This window comes from Paraburkholderia suaedae, assembly GCF_040812055.1.
Classification (GTDB): Bacteria; Pseudomonadota; Gammaproteobacteria; order Burkholderiales; family Burkholderiaceae; genus Paraburkholderia.
This window is the reverse complement of the sequence record NZ_JBFOAH010000024.1, coordinates 64,649-80,859: the sequence shown is the minus strand read 5'-3', so window position 1 is coordinate 80,859 and position 16,211 is coordinate 64,649. Positions and strand designations below refer to the sequence as shown.

Here is a 16,211-nt window from a genome sequence, read left to right as displayed (position 1 = left end):
GTTCTGCGTGGCAATGAACAGGTGCCGCCGGGTGGCACTTCTATCACTGCGGAGCAGTCCCAACCCGCTCAACCGACGTCGCGCGGGCAGAGACGAATTTCGCGCGGACCGAATCACCGATTTTCAGACGGCCAAGAGAACAATCTGGGGCAACGTCGAATTCCTCAGTTAGCGTCGGGCCGCGCAATGTGACAAACCGTTTCTTCCGGTCAATTTTTAGCACCGTCGCCACCAACTCCTCGCTTCGGGTCGAATTGGCTTCGCCATCCTGTGTTGGCTGCACAACTTCGGTTTCGATTCGCTCGCGGATGCCACCGGATGCGAACTTGGCCAGATGCGTCAGAATTGCGTTTCTATATGCGATTTCACCGTGTCCCCAAAGTGAAATTCTTCTATTTTGTGACGTCTGGGCTGATTTCAATCACGGCCATTTCGCCGCGCGTGTCGCGCAAGGTCCAGGCTCACCGAAAATCACAGGACTGCGTCGTCGCGCTCCATGGCCTTCAATGTGGTCCGTTCAAGGCTTGTCCTTGCCGCGATAACCAAATTGAACACGAGTAGGCACAGCTCCGCCAGGACGACCCGTCACTCGACGCGGAAAGGGTTCTTCCGGCACGTTGTGTCGTGCAAACAAGGTTGGCTTTGTTTCCCTTGAATCCATTGCGCCCATCGCGAATGGCCTGCTCACAAGCCCGCTGCCGGGCGCGCCTTACCTCGGCTGCGTACTGAGAGTTCTTCCTCGCTTCTTGTGCGCAAGATTTTCCTCCACAGCAGCTAGTCCTAATTTACGGCGAGTTGATAGTGGTACGGCGGTTTGCGCGGACAGCCGGGACGACACGGTCTCCTACGGAACGATATGAAAAACGTTGCCTACATAGCGGGGCGAGCGTTTACAGCGCAAGGAACGCACGCTCAACGGAATTCGCATGTGACAAGTTCTTCCTTCGTTACGCCTTTGTGTAAAGCCGGTTCATCTCGGAAATACCAGAACCAGCATGCGCGCGGTCGATGCCACGCTTGTGAGGCTCGCGGTGGTAGGCGGTCTCGATGCAGATTTCCGTTGCGCCTTGTCCTCCCAGCCTCTTCTTCACAGCTGTTTTCTCGTCGAGGTACTGCGTGGTCTGGTCGCGTGTCTCATAGTTTTAGATTCGTTCTGCTCATAAACCATAACCGGGCTACCAAGAAACATGCGAAAGGCGTCTTGCAAAGGTCCTGCGAGAGCGCGAGCTCCAGCGATAGCACCTGACGCCTGCGGAATCGTGAGAGGCTTGATGCTGCTGTACGTCTACGGCAGGTTACAGACCGCGCGCCAGAACGGGAGGCGCCCCCACATGAAACCACGAACCGGGCGACCCGCAGCGGCCAAGCAACGTCAGCGCGAGCGTACGACTCCGAGGCAGGAGCGCCGCCCACGCCGTCTACGCGGAAAAGGGCAGGCAAACTCAATCCGTGCGCCTTCGGATGTCATTGTTGTCATCCGAGGAAATGAGCCCAGAACACATCGGTGGGGCTCTAACCACTCGCGCAGCAACGAAGGCCTTCACTGCACAAGCTATGACGGTAGGAACGCCCTGAATATAGGTGGTTTCTGCCTCTCGATAAGGAGTACGCTAAGGACCTAAGCGGCGCTGTGGGGCAACGGCGATGAGGCGTCCGGAAAGTCCTGCCATCGCGAACAGTTTCAGCCCGCACATCCAGGCGAACACCGACCTATTCGAGCTGACTCGTCCACGTGTCGGCTTGTCGTGCGTCGCGCAGGCGTCCCATCTGCAAACCCAGTCCGCCCTGTCCGCTGCGACCAACCTTGAGCAGGCGCAGGCGCGCCTAACTGCTTTACGATTCACCTTGATAGGGGCATACCATGCTGGTTAGAGAGCGGATGAAAGATGCGGTCTGCGTTAGACCGGACCAGACACTGGCCGCGGCAGCGCGCATTCTTAAGCGGGAAAATGTTGGCTGTCTTCCAGTGTGCCAGGACGACACGGTTCTCGGGATGATTACTGACCGTGATATCGCAATGCGCGGCGTGGCCGACGGTTTAGACACCAACGTGATGAAAGTCTGCGACGTCATGTCGTTGGACGTCATCCGTTGCGGCGAAGACGACCCGGTCGAGTCAGCAGTGCTGACAATGCACGCGGCTCATGTGCAGAGGCTCGCTGTTACCGACGGCGACGGACATCTGGTCGGCGTCATCTCCATGAGCGATGTGGAAGGTGGCGCCTCAGAAAGGCGCCCATACGAAGTTGTCTTCTACAGGGAAGTTCTGGGAAATGGGGGAATGCCGCATCACAGTGAGCTAATGCGCGTCGCGGTGGCTCAAGGGACGAAGCAGGAGGCCGTGGAAGGTGCAATCACTCAGTTCGAGAAAGCTCAGCAGGTTTCGAATTGGTCGACGATTGCCAACGGATACGATGTCGTCACCATGTCAGTCGATGCAGACGGCAGGCACCTTGAGGACCGCGAGTGCACCTCCGAGCGTGACGCCCATATTCGCCCCCGCGCACGGACATTGTGGGAAGAAGCCGGTGCTCCTGAAGGACGGGACGTGCAATTCTGGGAGCAGGCAGCAAACGAAGTGGATGCGGACCGTCGACCAGCGAAATAATGGATATTAGCAACATGGTGTTCGCAGGACGATTCAACATGCTCCGATATGTCGCGGAGCGCGCTTGCGTCTCTCACCTGATGGCGGGAACTGGACCGCTCGCCCAGACCTTCCTTCGTAGGGGACGCGAAGTGCTTATGCCCCGATGTCATCAATCGAGTCGCAATGGGAGTCGTGCGGGAATAAATTGCGTCCGATGGACGTCTTCCCGCGGGTCGCTGCGAGCTTATGCCCCTGAGAATGCGTTTGCCCCGGGCCGTGAGGTGTCTCAGCCGCTAATCGCTTCGTGGTGCGACTCACCGTTGAGGGAACCCGCAAACAAAAGTCCCGCTCAGGGACACCTTTGCCGCGCGTGCCTGCGCCGGCGAAACCAATTTCACGAGTCGTCCGCGGGACGAAGCCGTCGACCCCTGTCCACGCGTTCACCCGAACCTGCAGGCATGCGCTTGTTGCTTGTCGAGTGAGCCTCTGCCGATGCTGACGCCGCGTGCAGTCCGCTGTTACCACTACTGGCTGTTTTCTTTTGGGCCGTACCGTGGTCTGTTGACGTCGCTGTTCACGCCGCTACGGGTACCCATATTCAGACCATTGGCCTTCCCGCGGTTAGCACCTGCGGTCGGAGGGCTGCTCTGCAGCACACCGACGCCACCGCGCGTGACATCCGGCGAACCGTATTGACTGTCGTTTGGGGCTGTCATCGAAGCGACCCCCGGTGTTAACGTCCCACCAGCAGGGCCGCCAGCGTGCGCGTATGTGATTGCCGCCAGTGCCATCACGAGAGCCGAAGCGCAAAACGTCATGTTGTTATGTTTCATGGTTCACCTCCGAAGCGGGTACCTCAAAGCGACTGCCGCTCACGAACGAAGTGCGCAAGGCGCGCGCCTAGGGTCGCTGATTCGTCGCTTCGCAACGGCAGGTAGGCGATAGAACCGACAACGGACGCTCACTCCGTATCCGAAAATGCCGCCCGCACGACGGTCCTTCGCATAGCTGGCGCCCCTCGGCGGCCTGCAGTGCGGCAAGCTGTCGATTTTTGGCTTTTCCGTGCCTCCAGCAACGCTTGGTGCTCCCGGTACCTTGGCGGCGGACGAAGAAGTCACCCTGACGCGAGAGCCGTCGTACGCCGAAACGGCTTGCTTGGGGTGCGAGCCCCTTTTTTTGCCTTGCGTCGCCTGCACCGGTGTCCTATCTTCTGAACAATGGAATTAAGGACTTGCTTATGTCCCAGGTAAGAAAAAAGACTCTCGTGATATTCACTGCTGCTCGCCTGAGTGCACTCGACGACCGCTCGGCAAGCCGGTTTCGAGGTCGGGTCGGGCAGGTCCTGGCGTATGAGCCCATGGGAAAGCACGTAAGCGTCGAATTCCCGCTGGATGGTGAGCGGCGGCCAGAACGGCTTGAGCGCGTTCCGCTGGAATACCTCGAGGTCGTTCACCCGCACTCTGGCGCACCAGCCCCCTCTCCTGCACACTCACCGCACGCCAATACAGCTGGAATGCAGCACTCTGCAAGGTTTAAGCGAGACACCTGACGCTTTCATCAGGCCTTGGAGCCACCGCGCTTGCACTTTGAGGGGCAGCGGTGGCCCGCGTCGATGTCGGGCAAACTATCGGGTTTCCGGCAGCCGTTTATGAGGCGCGCGCCTGTTTATGCGCCACCGCCACCTCTGCCGTCTATGAGCCCGCCCCTACGCGCCAGCGCGAGTCATCGCGGGCCCTAATAGTCCTCGGCTGGAAATGGTGAGCGGTGTTGGGACGGACATCGCTACTGGAATACGGGCGATTGGCGCGCGCGGATATCACGACTACCGCTGCGGCTATTTCGCTCCTCAGGTCAGTTAGGCGACCGTGACCGCGACCGATGCGACAGTACGAGGTCAGCGTCGAAATGCCAGGAGGGCCGATGGAAAAGACACTATGAAACAGTTGGAGTTCGCTCAGGACACTCAAAAGCTCGGCAGGTCAAGCGTAAGCAACCTCCTCGGACTGGTCAGCTGAGGATGCGCTCCACCAGCTGACAACAGGAGGTCCAACATGAACTCGACTACGCCACTTTCGGCCGATTGCGCCGTCTTGCGCCGGTTCTCGATGACGTGCTCAACGCAGGAGAGGTCGAACACGCAGACCAGGCCATGGACCTCGCATTACTGACCCAGTTGTGCTTACAGTTGTTCGACACCTATGACGAGCAACACCCGGTGGAAATTGCGCAAGCGCGAGCCGACACCGTTGAGTCGCAGTAGCACATACCTGTGGACTGGCTGTTGATTCCCGCGACGGCGTTGAAGGTCGCACTGCACGAGTTCCTGACCGTCATTCGAACCTTGCCCGCGTCAAGCGACTTCCCATCAGGGCGGCAAAAATTTTGCAGGCAGTTCGCGCCAATATCGAACAAGACAGTGTCCGTCGTAAAAACCGTGCCCAGGCTGACTGCGTTGTCGTAGTTGCGTCTCGGCGATAACCCGGTGAGGGTCTTCAGAATCGATTCCCGGCCCAGTACGGTTGCGCGCACCCGCAATATCAGGTCGGCAAACGTCGTGGCACCTTCGACTGCCTGAAGCCGAAACGCCCGTTTGAACACGGCGCTCGCATCACCCAACACATCCTCCGGGCCATACGTCGCCACGATTAGCGAACCGTGGGCCAATGCGCGAACCAGTGCATCCGCCGGCCCGGAACCAGACAGCACGGCGGCTGTTGGGTCCATATTGGCGTAAGGTGCATCAGCGCGGAGTACGCAGTCGTGCGCTGCGTGGAGGTTGAGCTTGCAAAGTTGACTTAATAGGAATCCTAACGATATCGCACTTTTTCATGTCGATTTAATTCTTCGGTTGCCTTCGGTCGCGGGCTGCATAAGTTTGCTGTGACAGCCGCGTAGGATTGTCGAATTGACAGCGACATTTGCCGCCGTTTAGCGGCTCGACGACTGGGCGACAACGGTATCCATCATTCGGAAAGTCGACTGCATGGAATGAATGCCCGTGCGCAGTGAGGTTGACCAAGTGCACGCCCTGTTCACGGCGGCCTTGAGGACGGTCACAGCACGGCTTGAAATGTCGCGTGACATCAGGGGCGCAGTGAGGCACGCGTTCATCGCCGGCACCGGCGAACCACTTCGGGACTCGGCCGTCCAGACCAGCGGTTGACGCTGGGTCAATGCATTGACCCAGCGCAAAGAAGTATGCGGCTAATGGTGACGTGTGGGACGGTCCTTCGCCGCTTCCTTGACGTCACCGGCGTCTTTCCTGGCTTGTCCCGCGCCTTGCTGGACGTCGCCCTTCAGTTCCCGGGCCGGTCTGCCCGTGACCTTGCCCATTGCCTCGTTGACCTTGCCCTTCACCTTTTCAGCAACGCCTTTGACCTGGTCCTTGTTCATGATGCCTTCCTCCGAGTATGCGACCAACGTCGCGATAGTCAAATCGCGACAAAATCAGTATAGGAAAAGCGCGTGGTTCGCGGACCTTTCCTTCAGTTGGGAGCGGAGGTTAGGTCGCCGTTGCGGGCATAGCATTTGCTACGAATTAGAGCACTGTTTTGTTATGGAGGTGCGTGATGGGCTCAATTAACCCACAAGGCGGTACTCAAGGCGGCGCTAACATCGTCGGCGGCGGTGTCGGCGAAGGTCCGGGGCCCGAGGTCATGGCTGCAGCGACGCTCGATGGGACCAAGGTCGTGTCTTCGGACGGCGAACATGTGGGAAAGATTTCGGACATCATGCTCGATGTCCGTAACGGTCGCATCGCTTATGCAGTCCTTTCCGAGGGCGGCTTCCTCGGAATGGGTTCTAACCTGCACGCCATCCCGTGGAGCGCGCTGACTCTCGATACGGACGAGAAGTGCTTCGTCGTCGATATTGCGGCGCAGCGCCTCAAGGACGACCCCGGCTTCGACAAGGACCACTGGCCGGCGATGGCGGATGCAAAATGGGGAGAGTCGACGTACAGCTACTACAACCGGCAACCATACTGGTCCGCAACCCAGGACGTGGTGGAAAGCGACCCGACTTTCCGGCCGAGCCAGCACTGAAACAGACTACCCGTGAGCCGTCCACGGCATATGGGCAGTGAGACCTAACGCGGATGCCATCGCGGTGGCATCCGCGCATAGCTTCGGCGACCAGCCACGCGGGAGCCGCCATCGCTACAGTCGCCGCATTAATCCGGGCATAGGGAGGCCGTCGCTGGACCGCTCTTGAGCCAGCCGCCCTCGCGGCGAGCACGTTCACGCAACGGGACGGCAAGTCCGGTGCAGCATTCGGCGCCGTTCGGGGAATTCGGTAACGTCAGTTCACCGGCCCGGCCGGCCGGTCCGATTGGTGTCGGTGCCCGGCGTCGAGCTCAGCCGGTGCGCAACGAAACAGTCGAGCGCACGCAACAGTGAGGACAGGTCTACTAGCTTGCGGAGATACATTGTCCAGCACGGCGGCCCAACCGTCGGTTCAGGCGCCGCCGACATGAGGACAATCGGTAGCTGGGCGAATACAGGCTGGCACCGCAGCCGTCTGCACAGTTCCGCTCCATCCATCTCCGGCATCTCGAGGTCGGTGACGACGAAGCGCGCGGGTTCGTGGGCGAGCCTTCGCAGCGCATCACCTGCGCTTTCTGCAAGAAGGACATGATGGCCCCGGCTCTCCAGCGCAAGCTGCATCGCCCACAAGCTCTCCACATCGTCATCAACGAGCAGCACAGTAGACATGGCGCACAAATACGGTGTTGCGTGGGCCACGCGCGCAACGAGCGTGCCTCGACGCAGCGGGCGCCCCGCTACGAGGAAGCGCGCACGGTGACGAGTCAGCCGGCATGCGTTCTACCGAAAGCCAGCTGTCAGAATGGAACGTAGATTTGACGAGCATTGTTCCAGGCGCCAGCCGGACGCATTGACACTGTCAGTCCTGACCATCCGCCGCAAACGAAGATACGGAAGTTTGGCCGTGCCGCGTCGCCAGCGAGCGACATCCATCGACAAGGTTCTGTGGATTGGCTGGTTTTGTCAGAAAATATCCCTGGACATAGTCGCAGCTTGCGTCGCGCAGGGCATGTAACTGCTTTTTCGTTTCGACACCTTCGGCCGTCACCTTCATGCCTAGTTCATGCGACATCTGAACGATGCCCCGGACAATCGACGCGGTAGCTGCGTCGCAACCGAGCCTTTCCGTAAACGAACGGTCAATCTTCACCGTGTCCGGCGAGAAGTCGGCCAGATAGCGTAGGCTTGAGTAGCCCGTCCCGAAATCGTCGATAGCGATACGCACGCCAAGGCGCTTCAGCGCTAGCAGCGTCTTCTGCGCGAGTGACGGGTTCTCCATCAGCGCAGTTTCAGTCAGTTCGATTTCAAGGCAGCGCGGCGGCAATTGATGCTTGCGCAGCGCCTCGTCAACTACCGCGACGATGGTGTCATCCCTGAGCTGGCGCGCCGACACGTTCACTGACATGCAAAGTCCCCTTCTTCCGGCGGACCGCCAGACCGCCAGTTGAGCCAGGGCCGCATCCATTACCCATGCCCCAACTTCCACGATGAACCCGCTCGCTTCGAGTATCGGGATGAAACTACCGGGTCCCACCATGCCTCGCGTTGGATGGTTCCATCTAAGGAGCGCTTCAACGCCTTTCAAGGCCAGGGAAGCTGGCTCATGGATACCCTGGAAATGAAGGACGAATTGCTCGCACGCGAGCGCCTTAGGCAGGCTGCGTTCCAGTTCGAAATCTCCAAGTACATCGCTGGACGCCTGGTCGGCAAACCTGAAGCCGTTGCGGCCACCCTTCTTTGCCCCATACATTGCAATATCCGCGCTTGTGAGGAGCGCCTCGTGGTCCCGACCGTGTTCAGGAAAGAGAGAGATGCCGATAGACGCCGTGACGAACGGCTCAGCGTTGGCTTTCCGAACGTCGCTCGAAAACACGCTGAGAAGAGATTGCGCCAAGGTTGCCAACCTGTCCTTGTCCGTCTCGTCAGAGATGATTACCGCGAACTCGTCTCCTCCAAGACGCGCAATACATGCATCGGGAGGAAGTGCTCCCTGGATGACTTCCGCGATGTCCTTCAACAGACGGTCAGCGGCAGTATGGCCCAGCGTATCGTTAAGCACTTTGAATCGGTCCAGGTCAATAAACATGAGACCGAAGGGGACGTTCTGTGTGCAAAGCGTTTTCATCCGCCGAATGAGAGCGCTACGGTTAGCTAAACCCGTCAGCCCATCCGTGTAGGCTAAACGGTCGAGTGCCTCGAGGCGTTCCTGTTCTAGCGTGATGTCCTCGCTGACCCCAACAATGCGCACCACGTCTCCCGACTCATCGCGGACGGGGTAAGCCGTGCTTCTAATCCAACGCAGGCAACCATCGGGGCGTCGGATGCGGTAGTCGAACCGGCCTTCGGCCGCTTCAGACGCGATGCGACGCATCTCGTCGCGCAAAGGTTCCAGGTCCTCAGGCAGCACCAGCTCGAGCCACGCGGAAGGTCTCCTGCTGAGCTCTGAGGGCGTAATGCCGAACACGCGCTCAACCCCTGCGCTTACATGATGGAAGCGTTCGAAATCCGGGCTATATGAATAAAAAACAAGCCGCACATGCGACTCCATTTCATGCATCAGCTCATCACGTTCGCGGAGCGTTTTCAACAACTCACATTGCTGGGTGACATCTTCTGAAGCGCAAAGAAGCGCGACAACCGCGCCGTCCTCGCCAGTAACTGGCGAGAGCGTGGAGTTCCACCATTTGGTACGTCCCTTGGTGGTGGCGCAGCTTCCAGTGAAAGACATGCTCTTCCCTGTGAGCGCGCCACTGCAGGCGTTTTCCGCCGCTGTGCGGTCGTCCGCGCGCCAGAAATTCAGCCAGTCCGCGCCGGCCAGTTGCTCCGGTGACTCCGCTTCCATCAATGCGGCGCCCTGCTCCGACACCCACAGCATTTTTCCATCTACAGTCAGCAGCTTCAGGCAGTCGCGATTCGAATTTAGCAGTCCACTTGCTAGCGCGACTGCGGCACACTGCTGGGCGTAGTCAGAGCCAAGCTTTCTGCAAACAGCCGCGAACCCCGCGACGCCTGCCGCAATGGACAAGGCAAGCCGTACGGTAATCGCCGCTTCACTGGCTGCATGATGCACCAGTACACCTATGCCAATTGCGGCAGCAATAGCAATGAAGATACATCCCAGAGGTGGGGACCTGTGTTGACCATATCGGAAGAGGAAATAAGAGAGGAACTGCTGGTTTCGTGCTGGGCGGGCACCGGGGTTTGCGCCCGCATCGTCCCGAAACCGATTCGCACTGTTTTTTTTACGGTCCCGTGCCGCCTTAAATCTCACGCTGTTCTCCGACTACTGTTCGAGTGGCAGGTTGAACGCTATGTGCCACCCACGTCTTTACACCCACGTCTTTACTATTACGGTCAGATTTCACGAATCTTTAACATTTCGGGACGTAAAGGCGGAACTGCGGAACAGCTTGAACTCGCCGTCGGGTGCATGTTCAGGCGCGCCAATGGCCTTGCTCGTTGCGCCCCGTTCGACAGGACCTATGCACATATCCCATCATCCCGGTACGCCATCATGGACCCTTCAGCACTGGCCGGCGTAACCACGAAGAGGTTTGTCGACACCGCGAACGTCCACAGATTTCCGCTTCTGGCGTTCCTGAGCCCAAGGCATCGCGCTCAAGCTGCTCCCGGGATACATGGCGGACGTCAGTAGCCCGCACAACGTAGACAACAGACTCGGCGATATTTGTCGCGTGGTCGCCGATGCGTTCGATGGCCTTTGCCATGAACAGGTAGTCCAGTCCAATCGAGATTGTCCGTGGGTCTTCCGTCATGTACGAGACCAGCCTGGCACGAAGGCGCGGAACTCGTTATCGATGGCTTCGTCATCCCTGACAATCTGTGCAGCTGCAACGTTATCCATCCGTGCGAATGCGTCCAGCGCCCTGCGAAGGATGTGTGCCGCCATTTCGCCGGAAAGCTTGATTTCAGCGATGTTGACGCTTCGCGCGTTCGCCTCCCTGCCGATGCGACGCGTCCGTTTCGCAATCTCTCGGGCTTATCGCCCGCGCGCTCGAGGTTGGTGACGCACTTGGAAGTAGCCATCAGGAGTCGCAGGTCACGAGCGGCCGGTTGTCGACGAGCGATGATATTGGTCACCTCTTCGTCGATTTCTATTTCCATCGCATTAAGCCGGCGTTCGCCCTCGATGACCTTGTCAACAAGAGCCATATCGAATGCGTTGAGCGCATCCATCGCACACGCAATCTGCGCCTCCACCAGTCCGCCCATCTCGAGCAGCCTACTTGAAAGCAGATTCAGGTCAGCGTCAAACTGGCTGAAAATTCCTTGTCCGACATTTTCGTTCGTTACCCGAAGTGGCCCGTGACGTATTCCTCAGTTAGCCGATGCAATGTGCGACTGTGACCCATACCCATCACCCGCGGAGAGCGGATGCAAACCATTGAGACCATTGATGGTGTCGACATCGACGTCGACGCCTGGCCGCGTCCAGCTCGACCTCGTCCAGCCAGTCTTTGCGCACCCAGACGCATGGTACATCCGCGGTACATGACTCGCCGGGGCAGTTACGCAACGCCCTGGTCCAGAAATCGCCCCGATAGAACCTGGTATGGTTCGGGCTTGCCTAGCAGGTATCCCTGAATTTCATCGCAGTTCGCTGACCGCAAGATGTCCAACTGAGCTTCCGTCTCTACTCCTTCAGCAACGACGACTATGTTCAGTTTATGCGCCAGCCCGATGACGGCATCGACTACGGCGTTGGCTGCGTGGTCGGCAGCGACGTCATCCACAAGCGACTTGTCCAGCTTCAGGATATCCGGTCGGAACCTGGTTACGTAGCTCAGGCTTGAATAACCCGTGCCAAAGTCATCAATGGCGATGCGCACGTTCAGGAGCCGGAGCTGCGCGAGGATTTCCCGCGCGCGCTCGAAGCTCTGCATTAATGTAGATTCAGTGATTTCGACCACAAGTTGCGAGCCATTGATGTCGTTCTTCTGCAGAGTGCTCCGAATGACATCAACGAGCCCCGAATCATGAAATTGTCTGGCCGAAACGTTAATCGACAGCGAGATGTCATGTGCACCTGTCCTGCGAAACTCGGATAGTGCGCCGATAGCCTCCAGCACTACCCCGTATCCGACCGGAATGATAAGGCCCGTCTCTTCCAGAAGCGGAACAAATTCACCAGGAGACACCTGGCCCCGGTTCGGGTGATTCCAGCGAAGGAGGGCTTCCATCCCCGTAAGCCGTCCGGACCTGGCGCAAAACTGTGGTTGGTAGAAAAGGACGAACTGTTTATCGCGCACCGCTTCGCGCAACTCTCTTTCGAGTTGCAGACGGTCACGGTCGCCTTGTTCCTCCGCCCCAAAAAGCCGATACGCGTTACGGCCGGCCCGCTTCGCGGCCTGCATCGCAAGGTCCGCACCGGTAAAGAGTGCCTCAGGCGAACCTCCATGCTCCGGGAAGAGCGCCGCTCCGACCGAAATCGTTACAGACAGGGTCTTTCCCGCTAGTGAAAATGGGCGACGGGCGCAAGCGACCAAGCGCTGACACAGACGGTCAATATCCCGGCGCTCCCATTCGCCGGGTACGATGATGGTGAATTCATCGCAGCCGCCCGGACGCGATACAACTGCATGGTCGGGCAGAGTCTTGCGGATACGCCTGGCAAGTTCCTTAATCACACTATCGCCCAAGGAGTGACCGGCCGCATCATTGAGCACCTTGAAACGGTCCAAATCGATGTACAGCAACGCGAAGGGCAACGCATCCTGGCAACACTTTGATAATGCTTCCAACATAGCGCGGCGATTAAGCAGCCCCGTCAACCCGTCGCTTTGCGCCAGTGTCTCGAGCTGCTGCAGACGCGTCCGCTCTTCAGTAGCATCGACGCATACAGTTACGAGACGCGCAACAGTTCCATTCTCATCCTTTACCGGATAAACGTCCGCGCGAATCCATTTCATCGGGCCATCAGGCATCAGCAGCCGGAAGAAAGAGTGCGCTTCCGATTTATTGCGTGCCGCCGCTCTCATGCGGATGAGCAGCGACTTTAAATCGTCCGGATGAACACGCATACGCCAGGCTGCCGGATTCTGATGCAGTTCCGAAAGCGGCATTTCCCATACACTGGCGAAACCGGCGCTGACATGATGCAGAATCTGGAAATCGCTGCTTGTCAGCCAGAATACGGCCTGTACGTGGTCCTCCATCTGCTGCAGTATTCCAGCGTTTCGCCGAAGCTCAGCGGTCGATTCGACCTCGGCGCTCACGTCATGCGACGCACACAGAATCGCCGTCGTTCCAGCCCTTCTATCATTAAGCGGGACGAGGTCCGAGCGCCACCACTTTGTTTCACCCGATAGGGTAAGGCAAGACGCGAAAAACGACGTCTGCAATCCGGTGCGCGCTTCTTCAAAAGCTTCCCGAGCGTCGCTTGGTGTCCAGAATGCGAGCCAGTCTGCGCCAAGTAGCTGTGCCGGAGTTTCAGCGCGCATCAGTTGTCGACCGACATCGGATATCCAGCGTATGCGTCCGTCGCAGTCCAGCAGCTTCAGGCAGTCACGGTTTGCGGCCAACAGTCCTCGCGTCAGTTCTTCTGTCGCATGAGTCATGCGCCTGTACTTTTGCAGTCGGACCACCACATAGCCCCCGGCGAAGAAACCGAATGACGAAAGGCCCACAGCCACGGCAGGTCCCCCGCGAAGCGCCGCGGCGACGCTTGATATGGCGCATACGGCCCACGTGGCCAATGCGGCGAGCATATCAATATAATCAACCCACCTGCGGGGCTCGGGTGGGCGCATCAAGCGCTCAATCAGGTCCTTCAAAATGTCACGCCTCCCGAGTTACCATTCCACTTATCCCATCTTTGCAGCCGCGCGGTACGTGTCCGCCGATTACGGGCGACCACTTCGGAAAACTCGACCGCATGGAACATTGCGCCGGAAGCAGATACCGCCACCATTCTTTATTAGTTTTCACAACCGCTACGACGGCACGCAAATTAACTTGAACGCAAACGCCCGAAAATATGCGCGCTGAATCACACGTCCAGATGCAAGGCCTTTCGACCCCGGTCGTTGCGGCTCATCGGGACGGAAATCCGTGCAGTAGGCGCCAGGAAGCATAGGCGATTTCACCTACGAAGACCAATACTGCGTCGACAGTAATTGCGCACACGGACACGGCAGCACCTCGCGTCACATCCCGTCCTCCCGCTACGCGCCATCGGATTGGGCCCCGCACGTCCGGTTCCGTCCAGCGCGCTTGGCAATGTAGAGCGCGCGCTCTGCGGCTGCAACCAGACCGCCCCCGTCGCCGCCGTCGCTCGGTCGTTGCGCGGCCACGCCAACGCTGACCGTGACAACTCCAGTGCTGCATCCCATATGCGGAATCTGCAGGTTCTCCACCCCCTGCCGGATGCGCTCGGCGACTACCAGCGCGCCCTGCAGGTCGGTATCTTTCAGAATCAATGCGAATTCTTCCCCACCATAGCGGGCCACTACGTCTGTCGGACGCTTTACCGAAGACGCAATGGCTTGTGCAATCGTGCACAAACACTCATCGCCAGCCTGATGGCCGTAGTGGTCGTTATAGCTCTTGTAGGCGTCGACGTCGACTATGACAACCGCCACGAAACCGCGCTTGTCGGTCCGAGCTTCATACTGCCATTGACACTCCAGTTCACGGTCGAAATGCCGACGGTTGAAGAGACTTGTCAGACCGTCCCGGAAGGCGAGCCCATGCAGTTCCCTTCGCTCATCCGCGAGGCGTTGCTCTACTGCCTTGCGCTCCGTGATGTCCCGAGCGGTAGCGGTAAGCGCCACCGGCTTGCCGGAAAACGGGTCGATGACGGGGCGGAGGTGAGTTTCCATCCACAGGATTTGACCATCGTGACACTGGAAACGACTGACGTGGGAACCCTCAGTCGCACCCGTTGCCAGCTTCTCAATCACCGTGGCCAGGGCGTCCCGGTCAGCGGACAAAACAAGGTCCGGATAGTGCGCGCCGACGAGGCTTTCTGGGGCAATTCCAATCACCGCCGTAGCCCGTGGAGAAACGTATGTAAGCCTGCCTTCGAGCTCCATGCTCATGGCGATATCGCTCGCGTTCTCGGCCAGTATCCTGTATCGCCGCTCACCCTCACGGAGTATCGCAAAAAGGCGGTTACGCTGCGCCTGAGTGGCGCTGATAGGTAGAGCTATGCCCAACGCGGCCACCAGGAAGAGTTGTAGGGGGAAGATGCGGCCCTGCATGCCTTGATAGGGAAACATCCAGAGCGGTCCCGACTCACGCATGGTGAACGACACCGCAATCGTGAGGCACAACAGCAATCCAATCAGTACACCGGCGAAGTCGGCCAGGAATGCCAGCAGCACAATTGGCGGGAGCGCCCAGTACAGCAGTGGAACGCGGGTTTGCCCGAATACGCCTGTTGTAACGACGCAAACCAGAAGCAGCAAAAAAAGCCTGTCTTTCTTGGACGGTCCGCGCGCAACAACTGCGTGACCTCGCCAGTCCAGAAGACCAAGGCGGCCGGCGTGAAAATGGCGAGACTCAGGGCATCCGAGACGAACCAGTTGGCCAGGTTCGGCAGCATATGGCCGTTCAGTTGTCCGCGCAGCAGAGTGGTCGCAACCAATCCAGACGCTATGGGCGCGAGCAGGACACCACCGCTCAGAAATCTGACAAGCGGCTTCGGACGAATCAGTTCTGCGATTGCCGAGATACTTGGTGCAAACACGAACGCCACCGACACCTCGACGATATCGGCGAACGAATAGGCAAAGGACACCCCCAGGCTTTCGCCAACCAAGAGATTGGCAGCGAGATTGCCGAGCACAGCGTCAATTCCGACTGCACAGGAGACATGCAAATACGATACGACAGCGGTGCGGTTTTGAACCTGCAGTTTGTCGTCGGCGAAGAGGGTGAGGTCATCAAGGCAATTATTTCGTCTGAGACGGTACCTTCATTCCCTCCAGCTGACGACGGCACGACCTGTACTACCCCTTCGAGAACGGAATGCCAGATAGGTGTCCAGGTTGGTCTTGAAGGCAGCCGTGTGGACGAAGAGGAAAGGAGGCACAGCCATTGACAGCTGGCCGCCCTGGGCTTGAGAAAACTCCCTGCGCGGCGACGATGGACTTTGTCGACGACCAGGACCGCGTGCTTCCCGCCAACGACCCGCCAACAACCGCCATTTCTCTGGCACCGGGCGCGTTAATGGGACCGCCGATGAACTTGAGAAGACGAATAACCTGTTTGGGAGGCACTCCATGCTACGTCGTGCCTTAAGGCGATTCCTTCGACCGTTAAATAGCGGACATCGTCGATATTTCGCCATTGCTGGATGGTGTTTCCTTTCCTTGTCTTTTTCACTGCTGGCCGTGAGCGGCGGGTCCACCACCAGCTTTGCCAAAGATGGAGCGGGCGTTGCACCTGGCAGTAGGTACACTGGCACCGCCGAATGCAATTAGGTCGTGCTACCAGCATCATCCGTGCAACCTGCCTCCGGTGTGGCGAATTCAGGAGCAAGCGAGGCGACCGCTTCGAAACCGAGTGCGGAGTCCCAGAACCCCGAACAGCGCGAGGCCCGTCCGGCCGACAAT

General features: G+C 58.7%; 9 protein-coding genes and 1 pseudogene. 2 read left to right on the top strand and 8 right to left on the bottom strand.

Features of this window, described 5'->3' with window-relative positions:
- Positions 1-43: 43 nt before the first annotated feature.
- Positions 44-421: a hypothetical protein gene (locus ABQJ48_RS27565; RefSeq protein WP_367841123.1), complete on the bottom strand. Its 378-nt coding sequence runs from the start codon at positions 419-421 to the stop codon at positions 44-46.
- A 1,458-nt stretch (positions 422-1,879) separates the two neighbouring features.
- Between ABQJ48_RS27565 and ABQJ48_RS27560 the strand changes: the two genes are divergently transcribed.
- Positions 1,880-2,608, top strand: a complete 729-nt coding sequence (locus ABQJ48_RS27560; protein ID WP_367841122.1) for a CBS domain-containing protein — start codon at positions 1,880-1,882, stop codon at positions 2,606-2,608.
- A 3,186-nt stretch (positions 2,609-5,794) separates the two neighbouring features.
- Here ABQJ48_RS27560 and ABQJ48_RS27555 read toward each other — a convergent pair.
- The gene (locus tag ABQJ48_RS27555) at positions 5,795-5,983 is read right to left on the bottom strand and encodes a CsbD family protein (RefSeq protein ID WP_367841121.1); all 189 of its coding nucleotides are present in this window, start codon (positions 5,981-5,983) and stop codon (positions 5,795-5,797) included.
- Positions 5,984-6,159: 176 nt separating this feature from the next.
- On the opposite strand from ABQJ48_RS27555, the gene ABQJ48_RS27550 reads away from it, so the two are divergent.
- The gene (locus ABQJ48_RS27550) at positions 6,160-6,633 is read left to right on the top strand and encodes a PRC-barrel domain-containing protein (RefSeq protein ID WP_367841120.1); all 474 of its coding nucleotides are present in this window, start codon (positions 6,160-6,162) and stop codon (positions 6,631-6,633) included.
- 261 nt (positions 6,634-6,894) lie between these two features.
- Here ABQJ48_RS27550 and ABQJ48_RS27545 read toward each other — a convergent pair whose 3' ends face one another.
- The 6 genes and pseudogenes from ABQJ48_RS27545 to ABQJ48_RS27520 form a co-directional block, all read right to left on the bottom strand.
- Positions 6,895-7,302 (bottom strand): response regulator, encoded by a 408-nt coding sequence (locus tag ABQJ48_RS27545; RefSeq protein ID WP_367841119.1) that lies wholly within the window; start codon positions 7,300-7,302, stop codon positions 6,895-6,897.
- Positions 7,303-7,492: 190 nt separating this feature from the next.
- Positions 7,493-9,904 (bottom strand): EAL domain-containing protein, encoded by a 2,412-nt coding sequence (locus tag ABQJ48_RS27540; RefSeq protein ID WP_473094193.1) that lies wholly within the window; start codon positions 9,902-9,904, stop codon positions 7,493-7,495.
- Between the two features lie 331 nt (positions 9,905-10,235).
- Positions 10,236-10,934: pseudogene (gene phoU / locus ABQJ48_RS27535) on the bottom strand (phosphate signaling complex protein PhoU); the annotation flags it as partial.
- Positions 10,935-11,162: 228 nt separating this feature from the next.
- Positions 11,163-13,427 (bottom strand): putative bifunctional diguanylate cyclase/phosphodiesterase, encoded by a 2,265-nt coding sequence (locus ABQJ48_RS27530; protein WP_367841117.1) that lies wholly within the window; start codon positions 13,425-13,427, stop codon positions 11,163-11,165.
- Between the two features lie 390 nt (positions 13,428-13,817).
- A complete protein-coding gene (locus ABQJ48_RS27525) occupies positions 13,818-14,978 on the bottom strand; it encodes a GGDEF domain-containing protein (RefSeq protein ID WP_367841116.1) in 1,161 nt (386 codons plus the stop codon).
- The gene (locus tag ABQJ48_RS27520; protein WP_367841115.1) at positions 14,939-15,442 is read right to left on the bottom strand and encodes a hypothetical protein; all 504 of its coding nucleotides are present in this window, start codon (positions 15,440-15,442) and stop codon (positions 14,939-14,941) included. Before ABQJ48_RS27520 ends, ABQJ48_RS27525 begins: the two co-directional genes overlap by 40 nt.
- Between the last annotated feature and the right edge of the window lie 769 nt (positions 15,443-16,211).